Annotated in this window: 14 protein-coding genes; 6 read left to right on the forward strand and 8 right to left on the reverse strand. The window is 69.3% G+C overall.

All coding sequences use genetic code 11. The features are described 5' to 3' along the window. Positions 1-27: 27 nt before the first annotated feature. The gene (locus tag AC07O4_RS10520) at positions 28-276 is read left to right on the forward strand and encodes a hypothetical protein (protein WP_056583267.1); all 249 of its coding nucleotides are present in this window, start codon (positions 28-30) and stop codon (positions 274-276) included. Positions 277-355: 79 nt separating this feature from the next. Here the strand turns inward: AC07O4_RS10520 and AC07O4_RS10525 are convergent, their stop codons facing one another. The 8 genes from AC07O4_RS10525 to AC07O4_RS10560 form a co-directional block, all read right to left on the reverse strand. Beyond that, entirely contained in the window at positions 356-1,135 is a 780-nt protein-coding gene (locus AC07O4_RS10525; RefSeq protein ID WP_062474678.1) for an MBL fold metallo-hydrolase, read from the reverse strand. Positions 1,136-1,140: 5 nt separating this feature from the next. Next, entirely contained in the window at positions 1,141-2,220 is a 1,080-nt protein-coding gene (gene bamC, locus AC07O4_RS10530) for an NlpB/DapX family lipoprotein (protein ID WP_495304483.1), read from the reverse strand. 155 nt (positions 2,221-2,375) lie between these two features. After that, positions 2,376-3,272 (reverse strand): 4-hydroxy-tetrahydrodipicolinate synthase, encoded by an 897-nt coding sequence (dapA, locus tag AC07O4_RS10535; protein ID WP_409574630.1) that lies wholly within the window; start codon positions 3,270-3,272, stop codon positions 2,376-2,378. A gap of 71 nt (positions 3,273-3,343) precedes the next feature. Then, positions 3,344-3,916, reverse strand: a complete 573-nt coding sequence (locus tag AC07O4_RS10540; protein ID WP_495304484.1) for a class I SAM-dependent methyltransferase — start codon at positions 3,914-3,916, stop codon at positions 3,344-3,346. Positions 3,917-3,959: 43 nt separating this feature from the next. Continuing rightward, positions 3,960-4,103, reverse strand: coding sequence for a hypothetical protein (locus AC07O4_RS10545; protein ID WP_167395003.1), 144 nt, complete (start codon positions 4,101-4,103; stop codon positions 3,960-3,962). 41 nt (positions 4,104-4,144) lie between these two features. Beyond that, positions 4,145-5,371 carry an MFS transporter gene (locus AC07O4_RS10550; RefSeq protein ID WP_062474686.1) on the reverse strand — a complete coding sequence of 409 codons (1,227 nt, stop codon included), beginning with the start codon at positions 5,369-5,371 and terminating at the stop codon, positions 4,145-4,147. A 131-nt stretch (positions 5,372-5,502) separates the two neighbouring features. Then, positions 5,503-6,699 (reverse strand): MFS transporter, encoded by a 1,197-nt coding sequence (locus AC07O4_RS10555; RefSeq protein ID WP_495304485.1) that lies wholly within the window; start codon positions 6,697-6,699, stop codon positions 5,503-5,505. After that, entirely contained in the window at positions 6,692-7,885 is a 1,194-nt protein-coding gene (locus AC07O4_RS10560; RefSeq protein ID WP_495304486.1) for a serine hydrolase domain-containing protein, read from the reverse strand. The genes AC07O4_RS10555 and AC07O4_RS10560 overlap by 8 nt, the downstream gene beginning before the upstream one ends. A 90-nt stretch (positions 7,886-7,975) precedes the next feature. On the opposite strand from AC07O4_RS10560, the gene AC07O4_RS10565 reads away from it, so the two are divergent. The 5 genes from AC07O4_RS10565 (at position 7,976) to AC07O4_RS10585 (ending at position 14,600) form a co-directional block, all read left to right on the forward strand. Next, complete coding sequence (locus AC07O4_RS10565) at positions 7,976-8,887, forward strand: LysR family transcriptional regulator (RefSeq protein WP_495304487.1); 912 nt, start codon at positions 7,976-7,978, stop codon at positions 8,885-8,887. Positions 8,888-8,961: 74 nt separating this feature from the next. Further along, the gene (locus AC07O4_RS10570) at positions 8,962-10,950 is read left to right on the forward strand and encodes a DNA topoisomerase IV subunit B (RefSeq protein ID WP_495304488.1); all 1,989 of its coding nucleotides are present in this window, start codon (positions 8,962-8,964) and stop codon (positions 10,948-10,950) included. Between the two features lie 33 nt (positions 10,951-10,983). Further along, entirely contained in the window at positions 10,984-11,919 is a 936-nt protein-coding gene (locus AC07O4_RS10575; protein ID WP_495273620.1) for a lytic transglycosylase domain-containing protein, read from the forward strand. Between the two features lie 87 nt (positions 11,920-12,006). Continuing rightward, entirely contained in the window at positions 12,007-14,403 is a 2,397-nt protein-coding gene (gene parC / locus AC07O4_RS10580) for a DNA topoisomerase IV subunit A (protein WP_095744758.1), read from the forward strand. Next, on the forward strand, positions 14,403-14,600 hold the full coding sequence (locus AC07O4_RS10585; RefSeq protein ID WP_225617000.1) for a hypothetical protein: 198 nt from the start codon (positions 14,403-14,405) through the stop codon (positions 14,598-14,600). The genes parC and AC07O4_RS10585 overlap by 1 nt, the downstream gene beginning before the upstream one ends. Positions 14,601-14,612: the final 12 nt, after the last annotated feature.

Genomic DNA, 14,612 nt, shown 5'->3' on the forward strand with positions numbered 1-14,612 from the left:
CAGACCTTCATTGCCAAAGGAGTCCTCATGAAGAAGTCGTCGTCCGTCCTGATTGCCTCGCTGATCGCCGCTGCCGCCCTGGTGGCCTGCGGAAAGAAAGAGGACGCCGCCCCCGCGGTCGTGACCCCGCCGCCCGCTCCCGTGACCGAACCCGCACCCGCCGCACCGCCAGCCGCCGCGCCTGCGTCGGCACCGTCGGCCGCTGCTTCGTCGGCCCTGGACGCCGCCAACGCCGCGACCGAAGCCGCCAAGAAGGGCGAGGCACCGAAGCAGTAATTCCGCTGCCAGGTCCGCACCATGCAAAAAGCCGCCCTCGGGCGGCTTTTTCATTGGGGGAGGGCGATGCCCCGCCTGCCTAGACGTCGAGCCAGGGCGAACCCTCGGCGGCGGTGGCCGTGAGCATCTCGGCCTCGTCGCCGCCCAGCGCCTCGGCCATCAGGCGACGCACGATCTCGGGTCGGTTGTTCTGCTCGCTCAGGTGCGCCGCGACCACGTGGCGCAGCCCGTCGTGAAGCACGGCACGCGCGATCTCGGCGGCCGCGGTGTTCGACAGGTGGCCGTAGTTGCCGCCCACGCGCTGCTTCAGGAACGACGGGTAGGCCGAGCCGGCGAGCAGGTCGCTGTCGTGGTTGAACTCCAGCAGCAGCGCATGCGCGCCGCGCAGCCGGGCCAGCACGTGGCTGGTGGCGTGGCCCAGGTCGGTCAGCACGCCCAGCGTGCGGTTGCCGTCGGTGCAGCGCAGCTGCAGCGGCTCGCGCGCGTCGTGGGGCACGGTGAAGGGCTGCAGGCAGAGGTCGCCGACCGTGAACTCGGCATCGTCGCGCGCCAGGTGCAGGCGGCCTTCGTAGTCGCGGCCGCCGGTGGCAAGCCACGTGCCTTCGCTCATCCAGACCGGAATGCGGTCGCGCAGCGACAGGGCATGGGCGCAACCGATGTGGTCGCCATGCTCGTGCGTGATGAAGACGGCGTCGAGGTCCGCTGCGGCCAGGCCCGCCTGGGCCAGGCGCCGGTCGAGCTGGCGGATGCCGAAGCCGCAGTCGACGAGGAGGCGGGTGGTGCGGCCGGCGCTGGTCGTTGCTTCGACCAGCGCGGCGTTGCCCGTGCTGCCGCTGCCGAGGCTTCGGAAGCGGAGCATGGGGCTTACTTCAGGTCGTCGGCGATGACCTTGACGATGCGCTGCGCGTTGGCCGAGGTTTCGGGCGCGCCGGCGTCGTTCAGGACCGAGACCGTGGTGGCTTCGCCCTGGCTCTTGACCGAGATGCGGAACTTGATCGGCGCTTCGTCCTTCTTGGAGCTGCTGAACAGCTTGCCGAAGAAGCCGTCGTCCTTCTTGTCGGGGTTCGGCGTCACGTAGCGCACGTAGTAGATGCCGGCGCTGCGGTCGCGGTCTTCGACGGTGAAGCCGGTGCGGTCCAGGGCCAGGCCGACGCGGCGCCATGCGCGGTCGAAGCCTTCGTTGATCTGCACGACCGGCTGGTTGCCGACGGTGGCCACGGTGGCGGTCTTGGGCGCTGCGGTGGTCGCGGCGAGGATCTTCGACTGCTCTTGCGACACGCCGAGCTTGACCATCAGGCGGCGCAGGAATTCGGTCTCGAGCTCAGGATCGCTCGGGCGGGGCTGCCACACGGTCTGGTCCTGGCGGGAATTGTTGTAGACCTCCTGCATGCCGCGGTGGCTGACGAAGATCTCGGTGCCGTTGGTGCTGCGCTCCAGGCGGGTGCGGAAGCGATCGAGTTCGCCGGTCGAGTAGACCGAGTCGACCAGCTTGCCCAGCGTGCCGCGGATGATGTCCTGCGGCAGCTTGGCGCGGTTCTCGGCCCAGTCGGTTTCCATGATGCCCAGGTTGCGCTGGTCGGTGGTCAGCAGGAAGCCGTTTTCCTGCCAGAAGTCTTTCACAGGCTCCCACAGCTGGTCGGGCGTGCGGTTGATGACGATCCAGCGCTGCGTGCCTGAGCGTTCCATGCGCACGTCGCCGATGTTGGCCACGGCGGTGGGGATGCCCGGTGCGTTCGCGATGCCGGCCTGGTAGGCGTTGGCGGTGACGGCGCCGCCTGGCACCGCGTAGCGGTTGTCGCGCGAGAGCTGGGACAGGTCGGGTGGGACTTCGAGCGTCGGGGCCTTGCCTGCGCTCTTGTAGTCGATCTTGTCGCTCTCGAGGACGGAGCAGGCGGCGAGGCTGGCAACGAGGGCCAGCAGTGCAAGTCGCGAAATGTTCTTCAACGTCGTCTTCCTTGGTGGAATGGTTCGGTCAATCGATGGGCCCCAGCGCCCCGCCCTCTCTGAGCACTGTTGCGGCAAAAGGTTGCTTGACCTTGCTGCGAACAGGGGAAAGGGCGGACGGGAACCGGTGTGATCGGGGGGAAACCCGGGCTCGGTCAGTCCTTGAGCAGGCCGGTGGCGCGCAGGGCGCCCTCGACCGCCGGGCGGCTCGCTTCGCCGAGTTCCGTGAGCGGCAGCCGCAGGGCGCCGCCGCACAGACCCAGGCGGGCCATGGCCCACTTGAGCGGGATCGGGTTGGGTTCGACGAATAGGTTGCGGTGCAGCGGCATCAGTTCGAACTGCAGCTGCATCGCGCGCTTGACGTCGCCGGCCAGCGCGGCCACGCACAGCTCGTGCATCTTGCGCGGCGCCACGTTGGCCGTGACGCTGATGTTGCCCTGGCCGCCGCACAGCATGAGCGCGACCGCGGTCGGGTCGTCGCCGGAGTAGACGGCAAAGCTCTTCGGCAGGTCGCGGATGAGCCACTGGGCACGTTCGATGTTGCCGGTGGCTTCCTTGATGCCGATGATGCCGGGCACCTGTGCCAGGCGCAGCACGGTATCGTGCGCCATATCGGCGACGGTGCGGCCGGGCACGTTGTACAGCACGACGGGCAGGTCGCCGACCGCTTCGGCGATGGCCTTGAAGTGCTGGTACTGGCCCTCTTGCGTGGGCTTGTTGTAGTAGGGAACGACCTGCAGCTGCGAGTCGGCGCCGACGCCCTTGGCGAACTTGGCGAGCTCGATGGCTTCCTTGGTCGAGTTCGCGCCGCAGCCGGCCATCACGGGCACGCGGCCCCGGGCCTGCTCGACGGATACGCGGATGATTTCGCAGTGCTCTTCCACATCGACCGTCGGCGATTCGCCGGTGGTGCCGACCACGCCAAGGCAGTCGGTGCCTTCGTCAATGTGCCAGTCGATGAGCCGCCGCAGGGCGGGGTAGTCGACACTGCCGTCGTCGTGCATCGGCGTGACGAGCGCGACGATGCTGCCTGTCAGTTGCTCCAAGGGAATCTCTTTGTCGGTGGACGAAAGCGGCCATTCTACTGACTCCGGCCGGGCCGGAGACAGTTGTGTCGGCCAGCTCAGCTGGCCTTCAGGAAGTGGCGCGGCGGGGCGCCCGCGGCCGCTTCGCCGGGCCGCACGGCGGCGATGCGCTGGACGAAGCGCGCCGGCGCCGGCAGGAAGCCGTCTTCATAGGCGATCACCTGCAGGCTGGCGCAGGCCCCGAGCAGCTCGCCCGGCTGCAGCAGGAAATCGGGCCGCGAGGGCTTGCCGACGGTTTCGTTGCCGGCCGCGAAGGTCTCGTACAGCAGCACGCCGCCCGGCGCCACGGCGGCCACGATGTCGGCCATGCGGGGGCGCCAGAGGTAGTTCGTGACGACCACCGCGCCGAAGCGCTGGGCCGCGAAGGGCCAGGGGCCCGACTCGATGTCGGCCGCCACCACGCGACCGAAGGCGCCGGCCGCCTCGACGGCCTCGGGCGACCGGTCGACGCCGGTCGTCGCATGCCCGCGCCCGGCGAACCACTGCATGTGCCGCCCGGACCCGCAGGCCACGTCGAGCACCGTGGCGTTCGGCGCGAGCAGGTGCGACCAGCGCACGATCCATTCGGAGGGCGCCGTGCTCGCATGCACGGGAATTGCTACATCTTTCATAGTGGCCTGGGCCCGTCAAGCGGGCGTTTCGGGGCGAAGTCGTTCAGAAACAGGACCACACTTGGTCGACCAGCGTGACCAGGAACGTCGGATGCACGTACAGCGCGAACACGCCGCCCAGCGCCGCCAGCACGGCGGCGAGCCAGGCGGCCTGGGCCAGGTAGTGGTTGCGTGTGCGGGGCGTCATGGCGATGGCTCCTTGCAAACAAGACAGAAAAGCGCGGGCCGTCAGCCCGCCACGGCGACCGGCCGGACCGCGCGCGCAATGGCGCTTTCCTTGACCGGCAGGTTGATCAGCGCCGCGAACACGCCCAGCGCGATCGAGATGTACCAGACGATGCTGTAGCTGCCCGTCGTGTCATACAGGAAGCCGCCCAGCCACACGCCCAGGAACGAACCCACCTGGTGGCTCAGGAACACGAAGCCGCTGAGCATCGACAGGTGGGCCACGCCGAAGATGCCCGCCACGATGGCGTTGGTGGCCGGCACGGTCGACAGCCACAGGAAGCCCATCGCCGCCGAGAACACGTACACGCTGAGCGGCGAGATCGGCGCCAGCAGGAAGAGGGCGATCGACACCGCCCGTGCAAAGTAGATGGCCGCCAGGATCTTGGGCTTGGACAGCTTCTGCCCCAGCAGGCCGACCGTGTAGGTGCCGAACACGTTGAACAGCCCGATCAGCGCCAGCGCGTAGCCCGCCACTTCGGGCGACAGGTTCTTGTCGCGCAGGTAGGTCGGCATGTGGATGCCGATGAAGGCCAGCTGGAAGCCGCAGACGAAGTAGCCCGCCATCAGCAAGCCGAAGCTCGGGTAGCGGAAGGCCTCGCCCACGGCCTGCAGCACCGATTGGTCACGGTGGCCGGCCAGCGCCGCGGTCTTGGGCTCGCGCAGGCCGAAGGCCAGCGGCACGATCACCAGCACCAGCACCGCCACCACGGCCAGCGCCGTCTGCCAGCCGAAGGCCCCGATAAGGCGGCCTTCGATGGGCGCCATCAGGAACTGGCCGAACGAGCCGGCCGCCGCGGCCACGCCCATGGCCCAGGAACGGCGCTCGGCCGGAATCTGCCGGCCGATCACGCCGTAGATCACGGCATAGGTCGAGCCCGCCTGCGCCGCGCCGATCAGCACGCCCGCGCTCAGGGTGAACAGCAGCGGCGTCGGCGAATGCGCCATGCCGAAGAGGCCCGCCGCGTACAGCAGCGAGCCGCCGATCAGCACGCGGAACGCGCCGAAGCGGTCGGCCAGCATGCCCGCGAACACGCCGAAGATGCCCCACGACAGGTTCTGTACCGCCAGCGCGAACGAGAAGGTCTGCCGGTTCCACTCCTGTGCCTGCGTGATGGGTTGCAGCCAGAGGCCGAAGCCGTGGCGGATGCCCATCGAGAGCGTGACGATCATGGCGCCGCAGAACAGCACCTGCTTGATCGAAAGGGTGGGAGCGGGGGAGGCTTGCATCCTTCGAATGTAGCGAAATGGATGCTGCGGCAGGTGGCGCGGTGGCCATGGCCATTGATGATTTGTGGGCGCGGTTTCGATGCGCGGACGGCATCAAAGAAAGAAGGCAGGCACGCAGCCTGCCTTCGGGGTCAGCGCGCCGGTGCCGCCGCCGCGCCACGCGCGCCAGGAAAACCGTGCTCGCAGGCCCGCCACGCCAGCACCAGCCCCGGCACCAGCAACGCCAGCAGCGACCAGGGCAGGCTGCCCGCGCCGCCGCCCTGCAGCAGCAGGCCGCCCGCCAGCCCGCCGCCTGCGATGGCGAGGTTCCAGGTGGTGACGACCATCGACTGCGCCACGTCCGCCGCATCGCCGGCCGCCTGGGCCGAGGCGGTCTGGAACAGCGTCGCCGCGCCGCCGAAGGCCAGGCCCCAGACCGCGACCGCGAGGTACACGCCCGCCGCCGATCCGCCCGCTGCGGCGAGCATCAGCGCCGCCAGCGTGAAGGCGGTCGTGCCGGCCAGCACCAGCGTGCGCAGCCAGCGGTCGATCAGCACGCCCGTGAGCCAGATGCCGCCCAGCGAGGCCGCGCCGAACACCAGCAGCACCCGCCCGACCTGCGCGCCGAGCCCGGCGTGCGCCAGGAAGGGCGCGATGTAGGTGTAGAGGATGTTGTGCGCCAGCACGAAGGCGAACATCACGGCCAGCACCGGCCGCACGCCCGGCAGCAGGAACACGCGGCGCACGCTTTGCTGGCGCCCGGCGTCCTGGCCCGGGAAGTCGGGCACCTGCCAGCGCACCCAGCCAAGCAGCAGCACCGACAGCGCCGACATGATCAGAAAGGCCGGTCGCCAGCCGACGCTCGCGCCCAGCAGCGTGCCGGCCGGAATGCCCAGCGACAGCGCCAGCGGCGCGCCCAGCATCGCCACGGCGATGGCCCGGCCCTGCTGCGACGGCGCCACCATGCGCGCGGCGTGCCCGGCCAGCAGCGCCCACAGCAGGCCCGCGAACACGCCGGCGAAGAAGCGCGCGACCAGCGTCAGCGTGTAGTCGTGCGACAGCGCCGTCACTGTGTTGACCACCGCGAAGCCGCCGATCGCGCCCATCAGCAGCGGCCGGCGCCGCCAGCCGCGCGTGAAGGCCACCAGCGGAATGGCCGCCACCAGCGAGCCCAGCGCATACACGGTGACGAGCTGGCCGACCAGCGCGGGCGCCACGCCCAGGTCGGCGCCGATCTGCGGCAGCAGGCCGGCCGGCATCGCCTCGGTGAGGATGGTGATGAAGCCGCCGGCCGCCAGCGCCAGCAGGCCTGAAAGGGGCAGCGGTGAAGAAGAGGTCGTGTCACGCATAGACGGCGTCCCTCAACTCGGTGACGAAGCGGCCCGACATGCCTTCGTAGAGCGTGTTCGTGAAGGCCACCACGCTGAGCCCGTGCGCCCGGTCGACGAACCAGGCATGGCCGTAGGCGCCGCCCCAGCGCCAGGTGCCGGGCGATTCGGGCGTCTGCGTGGGCTGCGGGTCGTGCAGCACCGAGAAACCCAGGCCGAAGCCCCAGCCCGGCGCGTCCGCCGGCCCCCAGGCGCCCGTGTGGTTGCGGCCCATGGCGTCGACGGTGGCGGTGCCCAGCAGCGGTGCGCCGCCGGTGCGCAGCGTGTCGAGCAGGCGCAGGAAGTCGCCCGCGCTGCCGACCATGCCGGCGCCGGCCGAGGGCCAGGCGTTGGCGTCGAAGGCGCGCGCCGGGTCGAAGCGGATGCCGACGGCGCCTTCGAACGGCGTGGCGACGACCGGGCCGTCCATGCGCTGCGGCGGCGTGGCGCCGGGGCCGTTCACGTAGGGCGTGGCCAACCGCGGGTCGCCGGGGACGGCGGCGAAGCCCGTGTCGTGCATCTGCAGCGGCCCGGTCACCAGCGTGCGCACCGCCTCGGGCAGCGGCAGGCCGCTGGCCGTCTCGACCACCGCGCCGAGCACGTCGATGGCCAGCGAGTAGAGCCATCCGGTGCCGGGCGGGTACAGCAGCGGCACGCCGGCCAGGCGTTGCAGGTTGGCGGCCAGCGTGAGGCCGTCGTCGCGGTCCATGCCGTCCGACACACCGGCGCGCGCGTACGGGCCGTCGTCCGTGCTTTCGAGGAAGCGGTAGCCCAGCCCGGCCGTGTGGGTCAGCAGCTGCCGCAGCGTGATGACCGCTTCGCCGCCATCGGGAAGGCGCGGGCGGAAGTCCGGCAGCCAGCGCGTCACCGGGTCGTCCAGGTCGAGCCGGCCCTGGTCCACGAGCACCATCGCGGCGGTCGAGACGATGGGCTTGGACACCGAGGCCAGCCGGAACAGCGCGTCCTCGCGCATCGGCCGGCCGGCCTCGCGGTCGGCCAGCCCGGCGGCGCGCCGGTGGACGAGGCGGCCACCGTGGCTCACCAGTACCACGGCGCCAACCAGCCGCTGCTCGGCCAGCGCACGGTCGATGGTCGCGTCGATGCGCGACGGGTCCGGGCCCTGCCACGCAGGGGTGAAAGTGGGGGAAATGTCGGGAAGAAAGGTCATGCGGCCAACGATAGGAAGAAGCCGACTTCGGATAAAGACGGCTACAGTTCCGCTCAATGCGGACGTTGAAGTCCGCAATGGAGATTCCCCATGGACAGCCTCAGCGGCTTTGCCGTCTTCGTTCAGGTCGCCGAGACCCGCAGCTTCGTGGCGGCGGGGCGCGCGCTCGGCGTGTCGGCCTCGGCCGTGGGCAAGCGCGTGGCGCGGCTCGAGGAGCGGCTGGACGTGCGCCTGTTCCACCGCAGCACGCGCAGCATCACGCTCACCGCCGAGGGCGCGCTGTTCCTGGCGCGCAGCCGCCGCGTGCTGGCCGAGATCGAGGCCGCCGAGCAGGAGCTGTCGCACGCCGCCGAAGCGCCGCGCGGGCGCCTGCGCGTGAGCCTGCCGCTGGTCAGCTCGCTGGTGCTGCCGGTGCTGGCCGACTTCATGGCCGCCTACCCGGCGATCGAGCTCGACCTCGACTTCAGCGACCGCCTCGTCGACGTCATCGAGGAGGGCTTCGACGCCGTGGTGCGCACCGGCGAGCCGGCGGATTCACGGCTGTCGTCGCGCCAGCTGGGCGAGTTCTCGCAGCTGCTGGTGGCCTCACCCGCGTACCTGGCGCGCCACGGTACGCCCACTTCGCCGGACGACCTGGCCCGCCACGCCTGCCTGCACTACCGCTACCCGGCGACCGGCAAGGTCGAGGTCTGGCCGCTCGCGCCCGGGCCCGACGGCAGCGAGGTGCGCCCGCCGGTCTCGATGATCTGCAACAACATCGAGACCCGGCTGTGCTTTGCCCTGCGCGGGCGCGGCATCGCCTGCCTGCCCGACTTCAGCGTGCGCGCCGCGCTGGCCGAGGGCGCGCTGCAACCCGTGCTGGCCGACCACCTGCGCCGGCCCCGTACCATCGCGTTCCGCGTGCTGTGGCCTTCGGGGCGCCATCCGTCGCCCAAGCTGCGGGCGTTCATCGATTTCCTGGGCGCGCGGATGTTCGGTCCGCCCGCAGAAACTCCCGCCTGATGTGCGAAAAGACCGAAGCCGGTGCCTGTATGGGTATCCAGTCATTTCAACCCAACTGACTACAATCCGCCCCCATGGCGACTTCCCCCAAGACATCTTCAGACTCCGCTTCCGGCTATTCGGAAGGCTCCATCCGCGTGCTCAAGGGCCTCGAGCCCGTGAAGCAGCGCCCGGGCATGTACACCCGGACCGACAACCCCCTGCACATCATCCAGGAAGTGCTCGACAACGCCGCCGACGAAGCGCTGGCGGGCTACGGCAAGAAGATCAAGGTCACGCTGCACACCGACGGTTCGGTCAGCGTTGAGGACGACGGCCGCGGCATTCCCTTCGGCCTGCACCCCGAGGAAAAGGCCCCCGTGATCGAGCTGGTCTACACCCGGCTGCACGCCGGCGGCAAGTTCGACAAGGGCTCGGGCGGCGCCTACAGCTTCTCGGGCGGCCTGCACGGCGTGGGCGTGTCGGTGACCAACGCGCTGTCCAAGCGCCTCGAAGTCAGCTCGCACCGTGAAGGCTCGGTCGCCAAGCTGGCCTTCAGCGCCGGCGACGTGATCGAGGCGCTCGAAATCCGCAAGCTCGAAGCCGGCGAACGCAAGCAGGGCACCACCGTGCGTGCCTGGCCCGACGCCAAGTACTTCGAGACCGCCGCGCTGCCGATGGGCGAACTCACCCACCTGCTGCGCAGCAAGGCCGTGCTGATGCCCGGCGTGAGCGTCACGCTGGTGAATGAGAAGACCGGCGAAAGCCAGCAGTGGCTCTACAAGGGCGGCCTGAGCGACTACCTGATGCAGACGCTCAACGGCGACCCCGTCATTCCGCTGTTCGAAGGCAGCGGCCATGCCGACAAGAACGCCGACAACTTCGCCGAAGGCGAGGGCGCCGACTGGTGCGTGGCCTTCACCGAAGACGGCCAGCCGGTGCGCGAGAGCTACGTCAACCTGATTCCCACCAGCGCCGGCGGCACGCACGAAAGCGGCCTGCGCGACGGCCTGTTCACCGCAGTGAAGAGCTTCATCGAGCTGCACTCGCTGCTGCCCAAGGGCGTGAAGCTCCTGCCTGAAGACGTGTTCGCGCGCGCCTCGTACGTGCTCAGCGCCAAGGTGCTCGACCCGCAGTTCCAGGGCCAGATCAAGGAGCGCCTGAATTCGCGCGACGCCGTGCGCCTGGTGTCCAGCTTCGTGCGTCCCACGCTCGAGCTGTGGCTCAACCAGCACGTCGACTACGGCAAGAAGCTGGCCGAACTGGCCATCAAGGCCGCGCAGACGCGCCAGCGCGCCGGCCAGAAGGTCGAGAAGCGCAAGGGCTCGGGCGTGGCCGTGCTGCCCGGCAAGCTGACCGACTGCGAGAGCAAGGACATCAGCCACAACGAGGTCTTCCTGGTCGAGGGCGACTCCGCCGGCGGCAGCGCCAAGATGGGCCGCGACAAGGAAAGCCAGGCCATCCTGCCGCTGCGCGGCAAGGTGCTCAACACCTGGGAAGTGGAGCGCGACCGCCTGTTCGCCAACACCGAAATCCACGACATCTCGGTGGCTGTGGGCGTCGATCCGCACGGCCCCGCCGACACGCCCGACATGAGCGGGCTGCGCTACGGCAAGATCTGCATCCTGTCGGATGCCGACGTGGACGGCTCGCACATCCAGGTGCTGCTGCTCACGCTGTTCTTCCGGCACTTTCCCAAGCTCATCGAAGCCGGCCACGTGTATGTCGCAAAGCCGCCATTGTTCCGGGTCGATGCGCCTGCGCGCGGCAAGAAGCCGGCCTCCAAGGTCTATGCGCTGGACGAGGGCGAACTCACCGCCACGCTCGACAAACTGCGTAAAGATGGCGTGCGCGAAGGCGCCTGGAGCATCAGCCGCTTCAAGGGTCTGGGCGAAATGAGCGCGGAACAATTGTGGGAAACCACGCTCAATCCGGACACCCGTCGCCTGATGAAGGTCCAATTGGGGCGGTTCGATTTTTCGTCCACCCAGGGCGAGATCACCAAGCTGATGGGCAAGGGCGAAGCGGCGGCGCGGCGCGAGCTCATGGAATTGCGCGCAGACGACGTCGACATCGACGTCTGACAGTTTCCTTTTTCTTTCCTTCTTCTCATACGCATGTCGGTTTTCAAGCGTTCGCTGTGGTTGGCCCTTCTGCTGTGCATGCAGCAGGGGCTCGCGCACGCGACCGACATCTATGGCTACATCGACAGCAACGGCGTGGCGCACTTCGCGGCCGAGAAGGTCGACGAGCGCTACAAGCTCTTCTTCCAGGGCGGCCAGAGCTTCGACACCGCCAAGGGCCTGTCGCCGATGGGCCGCGGCAGCATCAATCGCCGGCTCGACGGCAAGGTGTCGCCGGCGTCGCAGAACCTGCTCGCCATGTTCGAGGCCTCGCCCGGCTACAAGACCGCCAAGGCGGCGCTGCGCGATGCGTCGAGCAAGCACGCCATCGACTACGAGCTGCTGCAGGCGCTGGTCGCCACCGAGTCGGGCTTCGATGCAAAAGCCGTCTCGCCCAAGGGCGCGATGGGGCTCATGCAGCTCATGCCGGCCACCGCGCAGCGCTACGGCGTGGCGACGGACAAGCGCGGCACGATCGAGAAGAAGCTGTTCGACCCGCACATCAACATCGCCGCCGGCTCGCGCTACCTGCGCGACCTGATCGCGATGTTCCCGGGCCAGATCGAGCTCGCGCTGGCCGCCTACAACGCGGGCGAGGGCGCGGTGCAGCGCGCGGGCAACAAGATCCCGAACTACAAGGAAACGCAGAACTACGTGCAGACCGTGCTGCAGCTGTATGCGTACCTCAAGCCCTCGGCCGTGACCGTGGGCGGCAACCTGCGCAGCGGAAGCGGCAGCAGTGGTGGCAGGACGCCGGGGCGCATCCGCATGGAAATGTCGGTGCCCAAGGGCGGCGCGATCGGGCGCGGCAACATGCCGTCCGAGTCGCCGCGCAACGTGCCGACCATGCCCGAGATTCCCGAGCCGTCCGACGTGCCCACCAGCGCGGTGGAGCCGGGCGACGCTTCGCCGCCGTCGCCGCTGTCGTGATCCCGCAGGCCGCCATGCACCCCACTTTCATTTTGGGCTGAGCGCGAACGCACGCCGCCCGTCACTGTTTTTCTTTCTCTCTTCTTCATGGACGACTCTCAACCTCCGCTCGACCTTGCAGGCCCCACCGACGGCGACACCACCCTCACGCTGGCCGACTACGCGCAGACCGCCTACCTCGAATACGCCCTGAGCGTGGTCAAGGGCCGCGCGCTGCCCGATGTGTCCGACGGCCAGAAGCCGGTGCAGCGGCGCATCCTGTACTCGATGTCGCGCATGGGCCTGGGCTTCGGCGGCACCAACGGCACTGTGGGCGCCAAACCCGTGAAGAGCGCGCGCGTCGTCGGCGACGTGCTCGGCCGCTTCCACCCGCACAGCGACCAGGCCGCGTACGACGCGCTGGTGCGCATGGCGCAAGACTTCTCGCAGCGCTATCCGCTGGTCGACGGCCAGGGCAACTTCGGCAGCCGCGACGGCGACGGCGCCGCGGCCATGCGCTACACCGAAGCGCGCCTGGCGCGCATCACCAGCCTCTTGCTCGACGAGATCGACGAAGGCACGGTCGACTTCATTCCCAACTACGACGGCAGCACCGAAGAGCCGCGCCTCTTGCCCGCGCGGCTGCCGTTCACGCTGCTCAACGGCGCCAGCGGCATCGCCGTGGGCCTGGCCACCGAAATCCCGAGCCACAACCTGCGCGAGATCGCCGACGCCTGCGTGGCGCTGATCAAGTCCAACGGCAAGCTCAGCGAAGAAGAACTCTTCGCCCTCGTGCCCGGCCCCGACTACCCGGGCGGCGCGCAGATCATCAGCAGCGCGAGCGACATCGCCGACGCCTACCGCACCGGCCGCGGCTCGCTCAAGGTGCGCGCGCGCTGGAAGATCGAAGACCTCGCGCGCGGCCAGTGGCAGCTCGTGGTCAACGAACTGCCGCCGGGCGTGAGCACGCAGAAGGTGCTCGAGGAAATCGAGGAAATCACCAACCCGAAGGTCAAGGCCGGCAAGAAGGCGCTGAGCGCCGACCAGACCCAGCTCAAGGCCGCGATGCTGTCCGTGCTCGACGTGGTGCGCGACGAATCGAGCAAGGACGCCGCCGTGCGCCTGGTGTTCGAACCCAAGACCTCGCGCATCAGCCAGGACGAGTTCGTGACCACGCTGCTGGCGCAGACCTCGCTCGAGACCTCGTCGTCGATCAACCTCACGATGGTCGGCATCGACGGCAAGCCCACGCAGAAGTCGCTGCGCCAGATGCTCAACGAGTGGATCGCGTTCCGCGAGATCACCGTCGAGCGGCGCTCGCGCCATCGCCTGGACAAGGTGCAGGACCGCATCCACATCCTCGAAGGCCGGCAGCTGGTGCTGTTGAACATCGACGAGGTCATTGCCATCATCCGCGCGGCGGAAGACCCGAAGGCGGCGCTCATCGCGCGCTTCAACCTCAGCGAACGCCAGGCCGAGGACATCCTTGAAATCCGGCTGCGCCAACTCGCGCGGCTCGAGGCCATCAAGATCGAGCAGGAACTGGCCGGTCTGCGCGACGAGCAGAAGAAGCTCGAAGACATCCTCTCCAGCCCGGCCACGCTGCGCCGCCTGCTGGTGAAGGAAATCGAAGCCGACGCCAAGACCTTCGAAGACCCGCGCCGCACGCTCATCCAGGCCGAGAAGCGCGCCGTGGCCGAAGTGAAGGTGGTCGACGAGCCCGTCACCGTGATCGTGTCGCAGAAGGGCTGGGTGCGCGCGCAGAAGGGCTGGGCCAGCGAGAAGGCCGCCGGCAACGGGGGCACCGCGCCCGAGTACAGCTTCAAGTCGGGCGACACGCTCTACGGCGCCTTCGAATGCCGCAGCGTCGACACGCTGCTGGTCTTCGGCAGCGCCAAGGACAAGAGCGTGCGCGTCTACACCGTGCCCGTGGCCTCGCTGCCCGGCGCGCGCGGCGACGGCCAGCCCGTCACCACGCTCATCGAGCTCGATGCCGGCACGCACGTCACGCATTTCTTCGCGGGCCCGGTGGGTGCCTGCCTGCTGCTGGCCAACACCGGCGGCTACGGCTTCATGGCCACCATCGAGAACATGATGTCGCGCCAGCGCGGCGGCAAGGCCTTCATCGACGTGGGCGAGGGCGAGCAACTGTGCCGGCCGTCGTTGGTGGGTGGCGCGAGCGGCGCCGAGCCGATGCCGGCCGCCACGCACGTGGCCTGCGCCTCGAGCGGCAAGCGCATCCTGACCTTCGACATCGCCGAGCTCAAGAGCCTGCCCAAGGGCGGACGCGGCCTGATGCTGATCGACCTGGAGGCCAAGGAATCGCTGGCCGGTGCGGTGGCCTACACGCGCAGCGTGCGGATCGAAGGCGTCGCCCGCGGCGGCAAGGAGCGCGAAGAAACGCTCGAGATCCGCTCGCTCAACAACGCGATGGGTGCCCGCGCGCGCAAGGGCAAGGTGGCAGACCTCGGATTCACGCCGGCGAGCGTGGTGCGGGTGCTCTGATGCTGGGCGGCATCGACATCAGCATCCTCGGCGTGATCCTCGCCGTGGTCACGGGCTTCGGCAGCTACATCCTGGGGCGCCGCATGCGCGAGAAGCGCCAGGGCAAGCGGCGCGCGAAAGACCGCGCCATCGCGCAGGCCAACGAGACGCGCCAGGTGCGTCGCGCACGCGAGCGGCGCGAGCAGGAAGGCAAGTAGGCAGGCAGGCCG

The organism is Variovorax sp. GW821-FHT09D04 (genome assembly GCF_059416405.1).